15 protein-coding genes and 1 riboswitch are annotated in these 16,528 nt (G+C 46.5%); of the genes, 7 read left to right on the forward strand and 8 right to left on the reverse strand.

All coding sequences use genetic code 11. The features are described from left to right. Positions 1–3 precede the first annotated feature (3 nt). Positions 4–912, reverse strand: coding sequence for an alpha/beta hydrolase (locus AC5W2J_RS12620; RefSeq protein WP_496059811.1), 909 nt, complete (start codon positions 910–912; stop codon positions 4–6). A gap of 183 nt (positions 913–1,095) precedes the next feature. Between AC5W2J_RS12620 and egtB the strand changes: the two genes are divergently transcribed. Next, on the forward strand, positions 1,096–2,307 hold the full coding sequence (egtB, locus tag AC5W2J_RS12625) for an ergothioneine biosynthesis protein EgtB (protein ID WP_496060091.1): 1,212 nt from the start codon (positions 1,096–1,098) through the stop codon (positions 2,305–2,307). Continuing rightward, positions 2,308–3,276, forward strand: a complete 969-nt coding sequence (egtD, locus tag AC5W2J_RS12630) for an L-histidine N(alpha)-methyltransferase (protein WP_496059812.1) — start codon at positions 2,308–2,310, stop codon at positions 3,274–3,276. It abuts the gene before it with no gap. 42 nt (positions 3,277–3,318) lie between these two features. Here egtD and tenA read toward each other — a convergent pair whose 3' ends face one another. Together tenA and AC5W2J_RS12640 are read right to left on the reverse strand one after the other, a co-directional pair. Beyond that, entirely contained in the window at positions 3,319–3,987 is a 669-nt protein-coding gene (gene tenA / locus AC5W2J_RS12635) for a thiaminase II (protein ID WP_496059813.1), read from the reverse strand. A 2-nt stretch (positions 3,988–3,989) separates the two neighbouring features. Continuing rightward, on the reverse strand, positions 3,990–5,270 hold the full coding sequence (locus tag AC5W2J_RS12640; RefSeq protein ID WP_496059814.1) for an acetylornithine deacetylase: 1,281 nt from the start codon (positions 5,268–5,270) through the stop codon (positions 3,990–3,992). Between the two features lie 84 nt (positions 5,271–5,354). After that, positions 5,355–5,457, reverse strand: a riboswitch (TPP riboswitch). A gap of 123 nt (positions 5,458–5,580) precedes the next feature. Here AC5W2J_RS12640 and corA point away from each other — a divergent pair. After that, the gene (gene corA, locus AC5W2J_RS12645) at positions 5,581–6,540 is read left to right on the forward strand and encodes a magnesium/cobalt transporter CorA (protein WP_496059815.1); all 960 of its coding nucleotides are present in this window, start codon (positions 5,581–5,583) and stop codon (positions 6,538–6,540) included. An 87-nt stretch (positions 6,541–6,627) separates the two neighbouring features. Continuing rightward, the gene (locus tag AC5W2J_RS12650) at positions 6,628–8,340 is read left to right on the forward strand and encodes a pyruvate oxidase (protein ID WP_496059816.1); all 1,713 of its coding nucleotides are present in this window, start codon (positions 6,628–6,630) and stop codon (positions 8,338–8,340) included. A 161-nt stretch (positions 8,341–8,501) separates the two neighbouring features. On the opposite strand, the gene AC5W2J_RS12655 is transcribed toward AC5W2J_RS12650, so the two are convergent. Continuing rightward, positions 8,502–10,772, reverse strand: a complete 2,271-nt coding sequence (locus AC5W2J_RS12655; protein WP_496059817.1) for a UvrD-helicase domain-containing protein — start codon at positions 10,770–10,772, stop codon at positions 8,502–8,504. Between the two features lie 205 nt (positions 10,773–10,977). Here AC5W2J_RS12655 and AC5W2J_RS12660 point away from each other — a divergent pair, with 205 nt between their 5' ends. Continuing rightward, complete coding sequence (locus AC5W2J_RS12660) at positions 10,978–12,144, forward strand: M20 family metallopeptidase (protein WP_496059818.1); 1,167 nt, start codon at positions 10,978–10,980, stop codon at positions 12,142–12,144. 35 nt (positions 12,145–12,179) lie between these two features. Here AC5W2J_RS12660 and AC5W2J_RS12665 read toward each other — a convergent pair whose 3' ends face one another. Then, on the reverse strand, positions 12,180–12,950 hold the full coding sequence (locus AC5W2J_RS12665; RefSeq protein WP_496059819.1) for a TSUP family transporter: 771 nt from the start codon (positions 12,948–12,950) through the stop codon (positions 12,180–12,182). 98 nt (positions 12,951–13,048) lie between these two features. Between AC5W2J_RS12665 and AC5W2J_RS12670 the strand changes: the two genes are divergently transcribed. After that, a complete protein-coding gene (locus tag AC5W2J_RS12670) occupies positions 13,049–13,675 on the forward strand; it encodes a uracil-DNA glycosylase (RefSeq protein ID WP_496059820.1) in 627 nt (208 codons plus the stop codon). 33 nt (positions 13,676–13,708) lie between these two features. Then, positions 13,709–14,395, forward strand: a complete 687-nt coding sequence (locus tag AC5W2J_RS12675; RefSeq protein ID WP_496059821.1) for a uracil-DNA glycosylase — start codon at positions 13,709–13,711, stop codon at positions 14,393–14,395. Here the strand turns inward: AC5W2J_RS12675 and AC5W2J_RS12680 are convergent. From AC5W2J_RS12680 to AC5W2J_RS12690, 3 genes are all read right to left on the reverse strand, one after another. Continuing rightward, positions 14,383–15,072 carry a YqcI/YcgG family protein gene (locus AC5W2J_RS12680; RefSeq protein ID WP_496060092.1) on the reverse strand — a complete coding sequence of 230 codons (690 nt, stop codon included), beginning with the start codon at positions 15,070–15,072 and terminating at the stop codon, positions 14,383–14,385. The genes AC5W2J_RS12675 and AC5W2J_RS12680 overlap by 13 nt on opposite strands. 84 nt (positions 15,073–15,156) lie before the next feature. Further along, the gene (locus AC5W2J_RS12685; RefSeq protein WP_496059822.1) at positions 15,157–15,993 is read right to left on the reverse strand and encodes an SDR family NAD(P)-dependent oxidoreductase; all 837 of its coding nucleotides are present in this window, start codon (positions 15,991–15,993) and stop codon (positions 15,157–15,159) included. Between the two features lie 119 nt (positions 15,994–16,112). Then, positions 16,113–16,472, reverse strand: coding sequence for a winged helix-turn-helix transcriptional regulator (locus tag AC5W2J_RS12690; protein WP_496059823.1), 360 nt, complete (start codon positions 16,470–16,472; stop codon positions 16,113–16,115). Positions 16,473–16,528: the final 56 nt, after the last annotated feature.

Below are 16,528 nucleotides of genomic sequence, written 5' to 3' on the forward strand. Positions count from 1 at the left end.
TCCTTATTTAGTAGTAACTGATGCTGCAGCTTGATTGGTATGCAGGGATGATTTTAATGAACGTGCAATAAGCTCCCATGCTTCTTCTGCCTGCTTGTTGGGACCATCATGGGTAAACGCATGCTCACATCCGTCAAACCGTCTGTGCTCTGTTTCAATTCCATGCTTGGTCAGCTTGGCTGCGTACAGTTCGGCCTCCTCTGCAAGAGAATCATATTCCGCCGTAATAACCAGAGCCGGCGGTACCCCTTTCATACTCTCTGCCATAATAGGCGAAGCAAGGGGATTTTTAGCACTTTCCTTATCTACTACATAGCAGTTATTATAAAAAGTCAACTCTTTAGCCGGAATCACACGGTTTTCATCCAGCACAGGTTTTTCTTCAGCCGGTGTTGCCAGATCCACCACTGGATAATTCAGAACCTGTTTAGAGAACGAAAATTCTTTTCTGATAGCTGCCAGCAAAGTGAGCGCTGCTGCCAGATTGCCGCCTGCGCTCTGGCCGCCGACAGCCAGCCGTTCTTTGTCCGCGCGAAGACTATCGGCGTGATCAATCACCCATTTGATAACTTCATAGCTTTCTTCTAAAGCTGCTGGAAATGGGGACTCCGGCGCTTTGGCATAATCGATATTCACTACAAGACAGGAAGCCTCATTGGCTATATATCTGCAGTACGGATCATCCTGGGAAGGCTGCCCCTGCACAAATCCTCCTCCGTGAAGGTTTATGTAAATGGGAAGTGTGGCCGCTCCGGATGTTACTGGATAATAAAAGGTTACAGGAGTCATTCGCCCTGTCGTAGAGATTAACCGTTTTTCAACAGAAGCTACCGCTTGAATATTTATCGTGGATGGGCGCTTTTTAAAAGATGCTTTTTTTCTAACTACTTTTGCCTTCCAGGTATTTATCATTTTACCGCTCCATATAATTTGTCATATATCATTATGTACCCCCTCTATAGTGAATTCTAACATTCTATTGTGCTTGGCTTTCTACAGGTTTGGTTCAGGCAAAAAGAAGGTATGAGATAAGTAAAATTTTTTTAGGAGGTTTTTCCCATCGCACACACTACTTCATCCACTGTTGAAAAGCTTCTGACCGATTTTCGGACAATCCGGAAACAAACGCTTCACATTACCGCCCCTCTGGAAACAGAGGATTATATGATGCAGGCCTCTCCCGATGTAAGTCCGGCAAAATGGCACTTAGCCCATACAACCTGGTTCTTTGAACAGTTTATTTTGAAAAATCATGCTGAGAATTATGTAGAGTTTTCTAAAGACTCCAACGCTCTCTATAATTCTTATTACGAAACGCAGGGAAAAATATTTCCTAAATCCCAGCGCGGTTTGATCTCCAGGCCGACAGTAGCAGAAACTCTCGCTTATCGTGAATACGTAGAAGAGAAAGTGGAAAGCTTTTTACAAAATACTCCTTTAACAGAAGAGATTGCCGATCTCATGGAAGTAGGTCTCCAGCACGAACAGCAGCATCAGGAACTGCTTATTACCGATACTAAATATAACTTCTCTATTAATCCGACAAATCCTGCTGTCTTTCCGGAACGAACAGAAGAAACGGCTGCAGCCGCAAGGGAATGGCTCACGTTTGAGGAAGGACTTGCCGAAATAGGAACTAATAACGTTCATTTTTCTTTTGATAATGAGCGGCCTGTACACAAATACTGGATCCATCCTTTTTCGATCGCCACTGTACCTGTAACCAACAGAGAATACATGCAATTTATAGAAGACGGCGGCTATGCAGAAGCCGGCTACTGGCTGTCTGAAGGGTGGGGTATTGTTAAGCAGGAGCAGTGGGCGGCTCCTCTCTACTGGGAAAAGCACGACGGAGAATGGTATGCCTATTCGCTGCAGGGGTTAAAGAAAGTGAACCCGGAAGAACCCGTGACCCATATCAGCTATTATGAAGCAGACGCTTTTTCCCGCTGGGCCGGATTCCGGCTGCCTACAGAACAGGAATGGGAGCATGCTTTCCGTGATTATGCGACAGAGGGCCACTTTGTGGAAGCAGAAACCTATCATCCGGCTCCGGTACACAAACCGGAGCAGGTGTATGGCAACGTATGGGAATGGACAAGAAGTCCCTACTCTCCTTATCCAAATAACCGGCCACTGGAAGGCGCACTCGGAGAATACAATGCTAAATTTATGAGTAATCAGATGGTACTGCGCGGGGGTTCCTGCGCTACGCCTCAGTCTCACATCCGCTCTACGTACCGGAACTTCTTTCCACCTGAAAAACGCTGGCAGTTCAGCGGTATTCGTCTCGCCAGGGATGAATAAATGAAAAACACAAACCTTTCTTATACGTTAGTCGATCTGCAGCCTGAGGTGTCCTCTTTTAAAGATGATGTAATTGCCGGGCTTGGGCAAACGCATAAAACCCTTCCGGCTAAGCATTTTTACGATAAAACAGGAAGTGAATTGTTCAATGCTATTACAAAGCTTCCGGAATATTATGTAAGCCGGACAGAAATGGACATTCTGCATGATTTTGGTCCTGATATTGCTGAAGCGATAGGCGGACGGGCCCATATTATTGAATTGGGCAGCGGAAGCTTTGAAAAAATGAACCAGGTGCTCCCTTTTCTGGACGAACCTGCGGCCTATAAGCCGGTCGATATATCAATCAGCGCCCTTCAGGACACGGCAGAACACGTGCTGAAGCATTATCCGGCTTTGAAAGTGACCGGTATCTGTGCAGATTACACAAGCACGTTGGACTTTCTGAATGAGGATCCGGAAACGAATAAAACGATCTGTTTTCTCGGTTCTACTATCGGTAACTTTCAAAAGAAAGAAGCCTCCGCTTTTCTGCAGTCGCTCGGAATCGAACTGGCGGCCGGTGGACAGATCTTGATTGGCGTAGATCTAAAGAAAGATACTTCCCTTCTTCATAAAGCCTACAATGATGCCAAAGGTATTACGGCTGCCTTCAACTTAAATATTCTGGAGCGTATGAACAAAGAAATGAATGCAGGCATCAATGCTGCTGACTTTACGCATCATGCTTTTTACTCTGAGGAAAACGGACGAATCGAAATGCACCTCCAAAGCAGTAAAGAGCAGCTCATCTCCTTGGAAGGGCACACATTTCACTTCTCCAAGGGTGAAACCATTCATACGGAAAACTCACATAAATTTTCTGTTTCCGAATTTATGACTCTTGCCGAACAAGCTCATTTAAACGTTGAAGCTTTTTGGACCGATGAAAACGAATGGTTTGGCGTGTTTTTGTTAAAAAGGCCATAGATAAGTAAAGAGAAAGCACAGCGGGTGCTTTCTCTTTTTCTGTTACAGCGGCCAGGTTTTATGATGATAAGCCATATCCCAGAATAAATATTCGAATTTTGTGGTCGTTAAAAAGATCTCTTCCAGTTTATCAAGTTCATGCTGCGGCTTTCCTTCTGCCAGTTCATCCAACAAAGCGATACACCACTCAGCAAGTTCCTGAAAACCGGGATCGCTGTACATTCGTATCCATTCCCCGTACAGTTCGTGCTCCGAAGCTCCGGGAATGCGGCTTAAATCCCGGCCGATTTCTGCGTAACTCCACATACACGGCAGCAGTGCTGCTGTTAGTTCAGCCAGTCCGCCGCTTTGCCCTTCATGCAGCATATACCTTGTATAAGCTAACGTCACCGGGGCTGCTTCTGCCTGCTCCAGTTCTTCTTCTCTAATATCCAGCTTGGCACTGTACTCCCGGTGCAGCTGCATTTCTTCATTCAGCGTAGACTGCAGCAGATCCGCAAACTCCCCCATCGTCTTCAATGTCCGGGCTTTCATCGTTCCCATCGCAAACAGTCGGGCATACTCTTTTAAATATAAATAGTCCTGAATCATAAAATAACGAAATGCTTCTTTGTCCAACGTGCCATCTCCCATCCCGGTAACAAATGGATGGCTGTGGTTTTTAGTCCAGATTGGCTGCAGCTTTTGCTGAAGCATATGGCTGAATGACATACCTATTCCTCCTTATTTTTTTCTGAATGCAGCCATTCGTATACATAAACGGCAAGCGTTCTCGTAAATGTAAGCAGCTGATCTACAGAAAGCTTTTCGTTCACCGCGTGGGCATTGGCAAGCGTGCCCGGGCCAAAGATAGCTGTCGGGATACCGGCATCACCAAGCCATCCTCCATCGGTTACGGTGGGAGAAACATCAAGGACCGCTTTTTCTCCCGATATTTTCTCCAGCGCTTTTGCGAGCATTGTTGTTCCCTGGTGCTCTTCATCCACCGAAAGCGACGGGAAGATTTCTCCCCGGTCTTCAATCATCGAGGTGCCGCCCCATTCAAACACGGGAGAATGACGTTTCAGCCAGGGATCTCCGAAAGCGACATTTCGTATATGTTCTTCTACTTCTGCGGCTGCCGATTCATGCGTTTCATCCGGATAAAAATGAACCGTCACCCAAAGCCGGCATTCATCTGCAACAAAAGCCGCGTGCCTTCCGCCTTCAATGACGGCCGGATTGATGGTATTGGCTCCAGCCGGAACACCCGGATAACTTTTTTCTACCGCCCACTGCCTTTCCAGCGTCTGCAGACCTTGAATAATCACCATCATTTTTTCAATCGCACTGGCTCCCTTGACCGCGCCTCCGGCATGGATCATATTCCGCCTCATCGCATCATGAAAGGTTTCCGGGCTTTTGATCGTAATCCATCCGGTAATGACACCGCCCTGGCCCTGGATATGAAGATCACTTGTATCTACAACGAGCGCATAGTCGGCCTCATAGCCGCGTCTGCAGCAAGCAAGCGTTCCTGCCTCTCCTACCTCTTCCCCGATAACCGATTGCAGCGTCAGGTCACCAGGCAGCTCTATCCCCTGTTCATGGAACATGCGGAGCACAAATAAAGCTCCTGCCAGTCCGCCTTTCATATCCGCTGCCCCGCGTCCCTGAATCCAGCCATTTTTTATTTCTGCCTGGTAAGGGTCTGTCTTCCACTCCGATCCTTCCACTTCTGCTGTATCTACATGGCCATTTAAAATAAGACTGTGGTAGTTGGCTGCATCGGTTCCTTTTTTCTTCGCCACCACATTCGGATCACCCGGATAAACGTCCCAGGTGTCGACCTCATAGTTCATTTCTTTTAAATATGAGGCAATAAAAGCTTGGATGCCTGCTGTATTTCTTGCCGGCGGCGCCGGGGTTTCATAAGAAATCAATGTTTTTACCAGTTCAATAAGATCTTCCTGTTTTTCTTCCATATGTGCTAACAGTCCGGATAATTCTGTCATTGTCTCTGCCTCCCCCATCAAATGGCTGATCCGTATACAACATACAAAAAAGCTTCTTCCCAAAAGAAGAAGCAAAGACAACGAAACCGTCTTCCGCTTCTTCCCTCCGCCGGTATGAACCAGATCAGGTAATAAGGGTCAAGGATTTCTCCTTTTCTCAGCTTATACAGCTCCCCTAGAAGTGACGCATGATTATTCATTTATGTCTTCCAGTAAATCACAGATTGCGTTTTCATACAACTGTATGTTTGATCTTCTGGCAAATAGGCTATTAGTATACGTTGGCTGAGATGCAGAGAGGAGCACACCCATGATTCGCACGATGGCTGTTACGATACATAATGAATGGAAAGAAAATGAAGATATCGCTGTACTGCTTGCAGATCACACGATTAAATGGTTCTGGGCCGATTTCAGGGACCCTTCAGAGCAGGAAGCCTCCCGCCTGGAAAAAGACTTCGCCTTTCACCCACTGGCTGTGGAAGACTGCTTTCATTCTATGCAGCGACCTAAATACGACCACTATGAAGAGTTTGAGTTTTTTGTTATCCATTCGCTTCAGAAGGATACCTTTGCTAAAAAAGAAGTAGACATTTTTTCCGGCCGTAACTTTGTCGTAACTTTTCACTTGAGCGCCTCTCCGGAAATAGATGCCGTTTGGAAACAGGCCCGGACCTCGGCTGATGTCCGTGAAAATGGCGCGACTTATATTGTATATTCTGTTATTGATAAAATAGTCGATGCGTATTTTCCGCCTCTTTATCAAATGGAAGACCGCCTGAACGAAATTGAAGAAAAAGATACGGACAAAACGTACGGTGCTTTAATTGATGAGGTATTTGATATCCGCGGGGACCTGCTGCAGCTGCGCCGGACTATCGTTCCGATGCGGGATCTGCTTTATCGGATGCTCGACCTTCGTCTTGAGCTTATCACCGAGCATAAAGCGTACTACCGGGATGTGTATGATCATTTATTAAAACAGACTGAGCTTATTCAATCCAACCGTGAGATGACTTCTGATATGCGGGATAATTACCAGACAATTAACTCCAATCGAATGAACGAAATTATGATGACTTTGACTATTGTTTCCACTATTTTTATTCCGCTTACCTTTATTGCCGGATTGTATGGGATGAACTTTACGAACATGCCGGAGCTGACAGCAGATAACGGCTACTTTATCACGCTTGCGGCAATGGCCGGCATGGCCGCTGTCCTGCTGCTTTTGTTTAAATGGAAAGGCTGGTTTAACATTTTTAAGTAACATTGGACCTCTCAAAGGATTGTTTAAGAGTCCGGGAACAGGGAATTGTTTATCCTATACACTACTATGAAACGGGGGGATGTTCCAATGCTTGAACAAACAGCTGGTAAACAGGTGATCGACCTATTACACACGTGGAAGGTGGAACGGATTTTTGGTATGCCCGGCGATTCTATCAATGAATTGATGGAAGAGCTTCGGAAACAGGAAAACATTCGTTTCATTCAAATACGACACGAAGAAACAGGAGCACTTGCGGCCTCGGCACATGCCAAGCTTACTCACCAGATCGGTGTCTGTTTATCCATTGCCGGTCCCGGAGCCGTCCATCTGCAGAACGGACTGTATGACGCAAAAAAAGATAAAGTCCCGGTTCTCGCTATTGTTGGACAGATCAGCAGCACAATGGTTGGTACCGATCACTTTCAGGAACTAAAGCTTGAAGCGATGTTTGAAGACGTAGCCGTATACAACCGACGCGTCCAAACAGCCGAACAACTTCCGGATATGCTTAATCAGGCCATTCGTACGGCTTACGCGCAAAAAGGCCCCGCCGTTCTTATTGTACCGGATGACTTATTCGGTCAGAAGGTTAAATCAAAAGAAGGTCTGACGTCTCCGGTATACGCTTCTCCTGTAATCCGTCCGGAAGAAAAAGACCTTAAAGAAGCAGTAGCATACATGCACGAATCGAAAAAACCCGCAATCCTGGTTGGGAAAGGCGCGGAAGGCGCGGCCGAAGAAGTATTGGCTTTCGCCGAAAAAATCAAAGCCCCTATCATCGTCTCCCTTCCGGCTAAAGGCATGATTCCGGATGATCATCCGCAGAATATGGGCCAGCTCGGACAGCTCGGTACAAAGCCATCCTATGAAGCTATTCAGGAAGCCGACCTGCTGCTTCTGCTCGGAACTGCATTTCCCTACCGTGAATTTCTCCCGGAGGACACGCCTGCCGTCCAGATTGATATCGATCCTTCTGTCATTGGCAAATATTATCCGTCCCGGGTCGGCCTCATTGGAGACTTGCGCGCCATCCTCCCCTGGTTCACGAATGGCCTGGAAGAAAAAGAGGATGATTTTCTGCAAAGCTATATTAAAAAACGGAAAAGCTGGAATGAAGAACTCCAGCAGGACATCGATAAAGAAACAAAGCTCCTGCAACCCCAGCAGGCGATTGCTGAAATACAGAACATTCTGGAAGAAGATGCTATTATTTCCCTTGATGTCGGCAGTATTACGGTTTGGACCGCCCGCTACCTCCGTCTGAAAAAGCAAAAAATAGTTGTCTCGTCCTGGCTGGCGACGATGGGCTGCTCCCTGCCCGGAGCGATTGCCGCCAAGCTTGCTTTTCCGGAACGACAGGTGATCGGTATTGTCGGAGACGGCGGTTTTTCGATGGGAATGCAGGATTTTGTGACCGCTGTAAAATATAAACTACCTCTTATTATGGTTGTATTTAATAATGAAAAACTTTCAATGATTGAATTTGAACAACAGGCGATGGGCAACCAGCCTGCAGCAACAGATATCAGTGACATCGACTACGCCGCGTTTGCCCGTGCCTGCGGCGGCATCGGTTACACCGCTGATTCGCGGGAAGAGCTCAGACATGCGTTGAAGCAGGCATCCACCAGTGAAGTCCCGGTTGTAATTGATGCTCATGTCGAACATATTCCGCCGCTTCCCGGCAAAGTGTCCTATCACCAGGGCATTCAATATGGCCAGTATATGATCAAAAGCATGTTTTCCAAAGGGTCCACTACGATTCCACCTATCAAAAAAGGCCTAAAGCGGCTTTGATCCCGCTTTAGGCTTTTTCTTTTTGACTATCCTTAAAAGCCCCTGGGGCTTAACGGATGTGTCCGCTTCCGTTTCTTCAGGTTACGGCATCGGAAGCTGGGCTTCCTGTGCGAACCTTCCAGAAATCTCCACAGCTTATCAGAACTCTTATCCTTTTCTACTTACCTTCTGTTGTTTCTTCTTTGCGCGATAATCACTTCTTTTTCGCCTTTTTCCATTTTTGATTTACAGATAGGGCATGTTTTTTCCTGAAGCGTATCGTCTTCCTGGGTTTGAATTTTCACCCATACGATACAATCGTCGTTTGTGCATAACCATGCTTTTACTATTTTTCTTTCTTCCGGCTGCTGTTCCATGGGTTGTCTCCTTTTTTGGGTTGCATGTGGGAAAGCCTCTAAAAAAAATCGGGATACTTCCACTGCTTTTCCACGATATTGGGCGGGGGAACCGATATAGAGCTCTTCTTTTGCCCTTGTAATAGCGACATAAGCTAAGCGTCGTTCCTCCTCAATTGCTTTTTCTTCACTTTCATTGCTTTTCTTTATAAAATCTCCACATCCGGCAGATTTAACCGCCGTGCTGTGCGGCAGGATCGTTTCCGATGCGCCGATTAAATATACTACTGGAAATTCCAGTCCTTTTGCCCGGTGAATTGTCATCAGGGACACTGCATCTGTTTTGGCGGCCTGTGTTTTTTTCTGCATGCCTTTATACATTTCCACCATATCATCCACAAAGGATACAAAAGCCAGAACCGAATCAAAACGGCCGGCGGACGATTCCAATTCATCGAGCGTTTCTTTCACGCCTTCTTTATGCATCGTTTCCGCCTGGGCTTCATTGGCTTCCAGGTATGCGTCATAAAATGCTTCACGCATTTTCTTTATTGCCTGTTTTGGCTTCATCGGTTTCAGCTGTTTGAGCAGACGCTCTCTCTCCTGCAGCTTGCTCACCTGAAAAGTTCGCAGCCCGCCGAGAGACTCAAGCAGCTCCAGCGGCTCCGCCTGTTCTCCGACAGCTTCCAACCGTTTGATGTGAAGCATTCCTTTTTCCCTGTTAATAAATAACGTCGGCAGCACTTCAGGCAGCGCATCGTTATAATATGGATTTAAAGCAAGCCGCAGATGATCCATCACCGCTTTGATCGGCCACTGATTATAAAACATCTGATCCACTGTCGTAAAAGACAAGAAAGGAATCTGATGGAGCGTCAGCTGCTCAAACATAGCGCGGCTCACACTGGCAGTTCGGTGAAGGATGGCAAAATCGGCAAAAGAACGGCTGCCATTCTGCACTTTATGAAGAATATCAGCCGCGGCCAGCTTCGCTTCTTCATCTGTCGTTTCCGCCCGGAAATAAAGCGGATATGTTTGGGATAAAGCTGTAGACTTGAGCGTCTTTTCCCGTCGGTTCGTATTATGGCGGATAACTTCATTTCCCAATCCTGTAATAGGCGACGTTGACCGGTAATTAATATCTAGTGTGGCGATTTCTGCTGTTGGAAATTCCTTATCAAATTCCAGGATAATTTCACTTTGCGCTCCATTAAAGGAATAAATCGTCTGATCATCATCGCCTGCTACAAATAAATTTTTATGCGAAGCAGACAGCATCTTCATCATTTCGTACTGCAGCGGGTTGGTATCCTGAAATTCATCTACCATAATATATTGAAATCGTTCCTGCAGCTTTTTGAGCAGGGTTTCTGATTCACAGAGCAGTTCGTAGGCATGACAGAGAATATCATCAAAATCCAGCTGATGTTCTTCTTTTTTCCAGGCTTCGTACCTGCGAAAAACCCCTTTCTGTTCAATTTCCATTGGGGTTTTGGCCGGCATTTCTGCGAGGGAAAGATTGTTCATCCGATAAGCAGAATATAGTGACAGCAGGATTTCCGGCTGGTACTTTCCATCAAATCCTGCTTCTTTCAACTTTTTCTTAATGATAATATGCTTAAACCGCTCGCTTGTCATCATTTTCTGATCGTACCCCTGCCCGCGGAGCAGCTGCAGGAAAAAAGAATGAAACGTTCGAATCTGAAGCTGTCGGACCGCCTGTGCAGAGATACCGGGCAGCGCAGCAATTCGTTCTTTCATCTCTTCGGCAGCTTTCTTCGTAAAGGTTACGAGCAGAATTTGAGCAGCCGGTATTTTCCGGACAGCGAGCAGATAGCCGGTGCGGCAGACAAGAACCGATGTTTTGCCGGAACCGGCCCCGGCGAGAGCCAGAAAAGGCCCCTCCCCATGCCGCACAGCTTTCATCTGCGCCTGATTAAGAGCAATTCCTTTTTCTTCAAGTGCCTGGAAATAAAAGTAATCCGCTTCTCCGCTGTCTGCCTGTCCTGTACCCGATTCTTCCCGGGCCAGGTCTGCTTCAGGAACGACGGGACTGACGATTCCAAACGGTGTTTTTTCAAACGATGTATTTTCCATGCTATCACCAATTTTACGTAGTATGCGACATATCATTATGCTACTCTTCATTCTACCACGTTTACCGGATACCGGCAGGCATTACTGCAGGAGGGATCCTTCATGTTCCATGTCCGGCAGTACTTCCGCGGAAATATCTTTATTTCTTTCTATGTGCGGATCTTTCTTTTCCTATGCTAGACTAACAGAAAGGAGGCCGCATAGAATGGCACACGTTACACACACTTTGAAAAAATGGAAAGACGATTTTTTCAAAATAAGCGACTACATAGGAAGCTATCCGGAGTTGGGTCATGAAGAGTTCAAAGCATCGGCTGCTTTGGCAGAGCTTCTGCAGAGGCACGGATTCGATGTTACGACCGGCATTGATGGCATTCCTACATCATTTGAAGCCGTTTACCATGGCAGGACTCCCGGTCCTCATATTGCGTTTATGGCTGAATATGATGCCCTGCCGGGACTCGGACACGCCTGTGGTCATAATTTAATCGGCACGATGGCAGCGGCCGCCGCTGTTGCCGCAAGCAAGGCCATGGATGACAAATCGGGATCTCTTTATGTATACGGCACCCCTGCTGAAGAAACCCGGGGAGCCAAGGTACCTTTTTCTGAGAACGGTGTTTTTGACCACTTAGATGCTGCTATGATGATTCACCCGTACAGCCATTACGAAAAAAGCGGGACGTCTCTTGCTATGGACGCTGTTCAGTTCGCTTTTCAGGGGAAATCCAGCCATGCGGCGGCTTCTCCGGAAAAGGGGATTAACGCCCTTGACGCAGTGATTCAAACATTCAACAGCATTAATGCCATGCGTCAGCATGTGCCTTCCGACGTCCGTATTCACGGCATAATTACTGAAGGCGGACAAGCGGCCAATATTGTACCGGACTATGCTGAAGCACGCTTCTATGTAAGGGCCGGCAGAAGACGCGATCTTGATGAGATTACCGAAAAGGTGAAAAATTGCGCACGCGGGGCTTCTCTTGCGGCGGGAACATCACTTGAGATATCCAACTACGAGTTCTCTTATGACGATATGACAACCAACGAAACCCTATCCTCCGCTTTCACCTCTCGTTTAGTTGAAGCCGGTGTAGATGCTTCAGCTGTCCGGGAGCAAAAAGGCGGAGGGGGATCACTAGATATGGGGAACGTCAGCCACGTCGTTCCATCTATTCATCCGTACATCCAGATTACAGATGAAGATTACGCATGCCATACCCCTGGCTTTGAACAGGCGGCACGAAGCCGGCGCGGGTTTGACGATATGCTTACAGGAGCGCAGGCGATGGCCATGACCGCATTGGATCTGCTCGACCAGCCGTTCCTGCTTCAGAAAGTAAAAGAAGAATTTAACAGGCAGCAAAACTGACACAACGACCCCCTCACCACTGGTGAGGGGTCGTTTTAAGATGCCGTCATATACTCCCAAATATTAACCGCAATTAACAGAACAGTGACGACGACAAACAGGAGCTTCACGTAGGCAGCGCCTTTTTTAATAGCGAAATTCACCCCCATGTATGCACCCGCCACCATCGCAATCCCCATCGTAATTCCATAAATAAAATGAACCGAATCAAAGCTGATAAATGTAATAAGAGCTGCAATATTGCTTCCGAAATTTAGTACTTTCGCATTACCTGCCGCTTCTACGAAGTTAAACCCCATCATGAGAAACGTAAATAAGAGAAATGAACCGGTTCCTGCTCCCAGGAACCCGTCGTAGAATCCGATAACAAACGCTGCGGTGCCGGCAAATATAAGCAGCGACATGGATATCCCTTTAAATGTCGAAGCCATTCCCCAATCGCGTTTTAAAATCGTATAAATGGTTACTATAATAAGAAGCACTAAAATAATCGGCTCCAGCACGTCCGGAGGCAGCAGCTGGACAATGAACACACCAAACACAGAACCTCCAAAGGAGAGCGGAAACAAAATCCAGACGAGCCGCTTGTTGATCTGCCCGTTTCGCATAAAAGAGATCATGCTCGTAAACGAACCCATCGTACTTGCCAATTTGTTCGTCCCCAGTGCTGTAGAAGGCGGCAGTCCCGACGCCAGCAGCGCCGGAGTGGAAATCATTCCGCCCCCTCCGACTACGGAATCAATAAAAGCTGCCAGAAATCCTGCTATAATTAAAAACAACATGACGTAGAGTGATATATCTTCCATATGTAAAACTCCTGCTCTTCATTTATTCCCATTTACTAACCTTCTATACTATACAGAAAACGGCATGTCATTTCTATTGGAAAGGAGATTTTTTCTTTATGCTGCCGAAAAAACTTGTCGCCGAAGCCAAAGAACGCATGGCTCCCTATCAATGCGAGGGATTTCTGGATGGGGAAAACCCTGTCAGTCCTGAGCTTTTTTTCATTGGGGAAGCTCCCGGCGAGACAGAAATATATAAAGGAGATCCCTTCGGGGGACGGGCTGGAAAACAATTTCTTCAATATATTGAGTACCTTGGTTATCCGCTCGAAGACGTTTACGTGACCCGCACTATTAAAAGCAGGCCCTATACAGTAAAAGAAAAAAACGGGAAAGACCGCAAGTATAACCGAACTCCTTCCAAAAGAGAGATTCTGGCCCATGCGCCGCTCCTTGATTACGAAATCAGCAGTGCCAGTCCAGCCGTCCTGCTGCCAATGGGAAAAACACCGTACTGGCGGCTGCTCGGCAAAAACTATGCTGTATCGGAAACGGCAGGCCGTATTATCCGTTCTCCCATCCGGCAGTATTCGAAGGAATCCGGCAGCTACGTCTGGTCGGAAAAAGAGTATTTCATTTTCCCCCTGTACCACCCAGCCGCTTCCCTATATAATCGTTCTCTGGATCAGACTATTTATACGCATTTGGATAACTTGAAACAAGCGCTGGCCGCCGGTATGCTTTAACCGCTCTCCATTTATTGTAAAGGATGTGTGCTCATGCTCCCTGAAGAATTAATAGACGCTGCCAAGAAACGACTGGCCCCTTATCCCTGTGAAGGTTTTGTATCGGGAACCGGCCCTTTAAACCCGGAGCTTATGTTTATCGGTGAAGCTCCCGGCGAAACCGAGTTTCATAATGGTATTCCCTTTACCGGCCGGGCCGGCAGAGAGTTTAACTTATTTCTCCACTACCTCGAGCTGTCCCGGGAAGAGGTCTATATTACAAGTGCCGTGCGAAGCCGCCCCTACAAATGGGGAAATGCTGCCGGCAATCCAAATAAGAAATACAATCGGACGCCGACTTTAAAAGAAGCAGCGGCCCATGCCCCCGTACTCGATTACGAAATTCAGACGTTTCAGCCCAAAGTTCTTGTTCCAATGGGAAAAATCGCGTACCGCCGCCTTACTGGGGAAAATCCAAAGATGTCCTCTGTCACCGGTATTCTTCAAAAGCGAAGCATACTGGAGCTCACTTCACCGGACAGCTACGACTACCAGTGGTCCCGCAGGGAACATTATTTATTTCCTATTTATCATCCGGCCGCTCTTTTATATAACCGTTCTCTTGAAACTTTTATGTACGAACATCTAAATACTTTGCGGGACCATCTAAACCAAAAAAACAATCGGAAGGCCAAAATAAAAAAGCAGGAAAGCTCCCTGCTTTCTTTCTATTTGCCGTAATGAAAGGGACATTTTCCTTTTATCGGTTCTGCATCGTCGCCTATAAAAAATTGTTTCCATTCATTATGCTCCGGATCGCCAAAATGACTGATATCCGGATGCTTAGGCAGGTTATCCCATTTTTCTACACGTTCTCTTACTTTTTCACGCGACATAATGCCGCCTTTTTCTGTTCCTTCCAGACCTTCAAATATTTTGCGTGGCTGAAATCCCAGCACGAGGCTCCGCCCAAGGTCACGGGTTTTTCTTTGTTTGTAGGCCGGAGCATTGCCAAATACAAAAATAGGTTCTTTATGAAAATGAAAATCCCATAAATAATGCTCCGGGTCCCTTGGTTTATCAGCCGGCCAGCTTTGTGTATCTTCTTCATGAAGAAACTGTAAAATGTTCCAGAACTGGCTTCTATACTGATCCATCGTGCCCTCCGTAACTTCCGGCTCCACGAATACAAACAAGCCATGTCTCGTGAAAGGCGGCCCCTGGAACAACTCCAGAAATTCTCCCACCGCCTTCGGCAGGGCCGACCAATCCTTATGCTCTATATAGGCATACCGTAGTTCACCTTTATTTTCTGCTCTCATTCCAAAATAACACGGGAATGAAGCATCGGTTACGGTATCGTGGAATGTGCGGTATTCCTGCAGAAGCCACTCGGGAAGATCTGTGCCCTCTTCCATGTCCTGCTTTGTGAGTAATGTTTTCAATAGATTCCTCCTTATAGCGTATTGCTATTCCATACCCCAAAGGTCAGAAGTCAAACGTCACAAATAAGAGGACAGCATCGATTCAGATATCTTCCGGAGCGTTTTCTGATTTTCTTTATTATAAGAAGCAGCAGACGATGCTTCTTCTCCTTTTGGCGTAAAGTATTTACCCGTCATTTCCCTATAGCTTTCAGAAACCGCCAGGTCGGCTTCCAATTGGGCGCCATTTTTTAACGAATTCCCTGCATATTTCGTAAAGTAGTGAAGCAATCGGTAAGGTCCTTTGTTATTCAGGGCAAAACCGCTTGAAATATTGCCGGGATGCATCGCGTTCACTTGAATGTTTTCGGATTCGAGCCGGTCTGCTAAGTCATATGTAAACATATTCAAATACAATTTAGCCCCCGCATAGCTTTTCATCGCTCCATATTTTTTCTCTCCCTGCAGATTATCCAGTTCAAACCGTGCAAATTTATGACCGACGGAAGATACGTTAACGATACGAGCCTCCGTGCTTTTTTTCATGAGCGGCAGTAATTTATAGGTAAGCAGAAACACGCCTAAATAGTTTAAAGCAAACGTTTCCTCGAACTGTTCTTTTGTTACCGTCCTTTTTTCAAAAAGAGCACCTGCATTATTAATCAATGCGTCTATAACCGTAAGTTCCTCTCCTAATCTGGCTGCCACAGCCTCAATGTCCTCCATTAGAGAAAGATCGGCCTGATAAAAGAAAATGTCCGGGTTTGATGTTTCCCGCTTTAATGCTTCTACTGTGGATGTCCCTCTTTCTTTGCTGCGACCAATAATGGTTACGCGGTGCTGCTGTCCTGCCAGAATACGGGCGGTCTCTCGGCCAATTCCGCTTGTTGCTCCAGTAATTACGATGTTTTTCATCTTATACGCCCTTTCTGTTACATTCCATTTTCCACCTATACCCGTATTTTTCTATTTACAAGCGAACCCTCTTTTCTCCATAAAAAAAGTCCCGTGGAGAAAGTGTCTCCACAGAACGTTTATTTATGATCTACCAGGTGTTTATTGTGTTCCATATCAGCGGCTTCCCACTTTTCGGCCCAGGCATAAATTTCTTGAATAACCGGTTCAATGCCTCTGCCTTTCTCCGTTAATTCATATTCCACGCGGGGTGGAATTTCCGGATAGATCCTGCGGGTTACCATATTGGCAGCTTCCAGATCCTTTAAGCGTTCGGATAGTAATCTTCCACTGATTGCCATGTCTGCCTCCAGCTCCGTAAAGCGGCGCGGCCCATTAAGCAGCTTATACATGACAAGAACGACCCATTTTTTGCCGAGCAGGTCCATCGCGTTCGTGATCATGCATTTATCGGTTGTGCATTTATCTGATTGAGCCATGATAATTCCTCACTTCTTTGCGTTTTCTATATTATATCACAACGCAAATGTCAACT

This window comes from Sinobaca sp. SA16-1 (genome assembly GCF_059510515.1).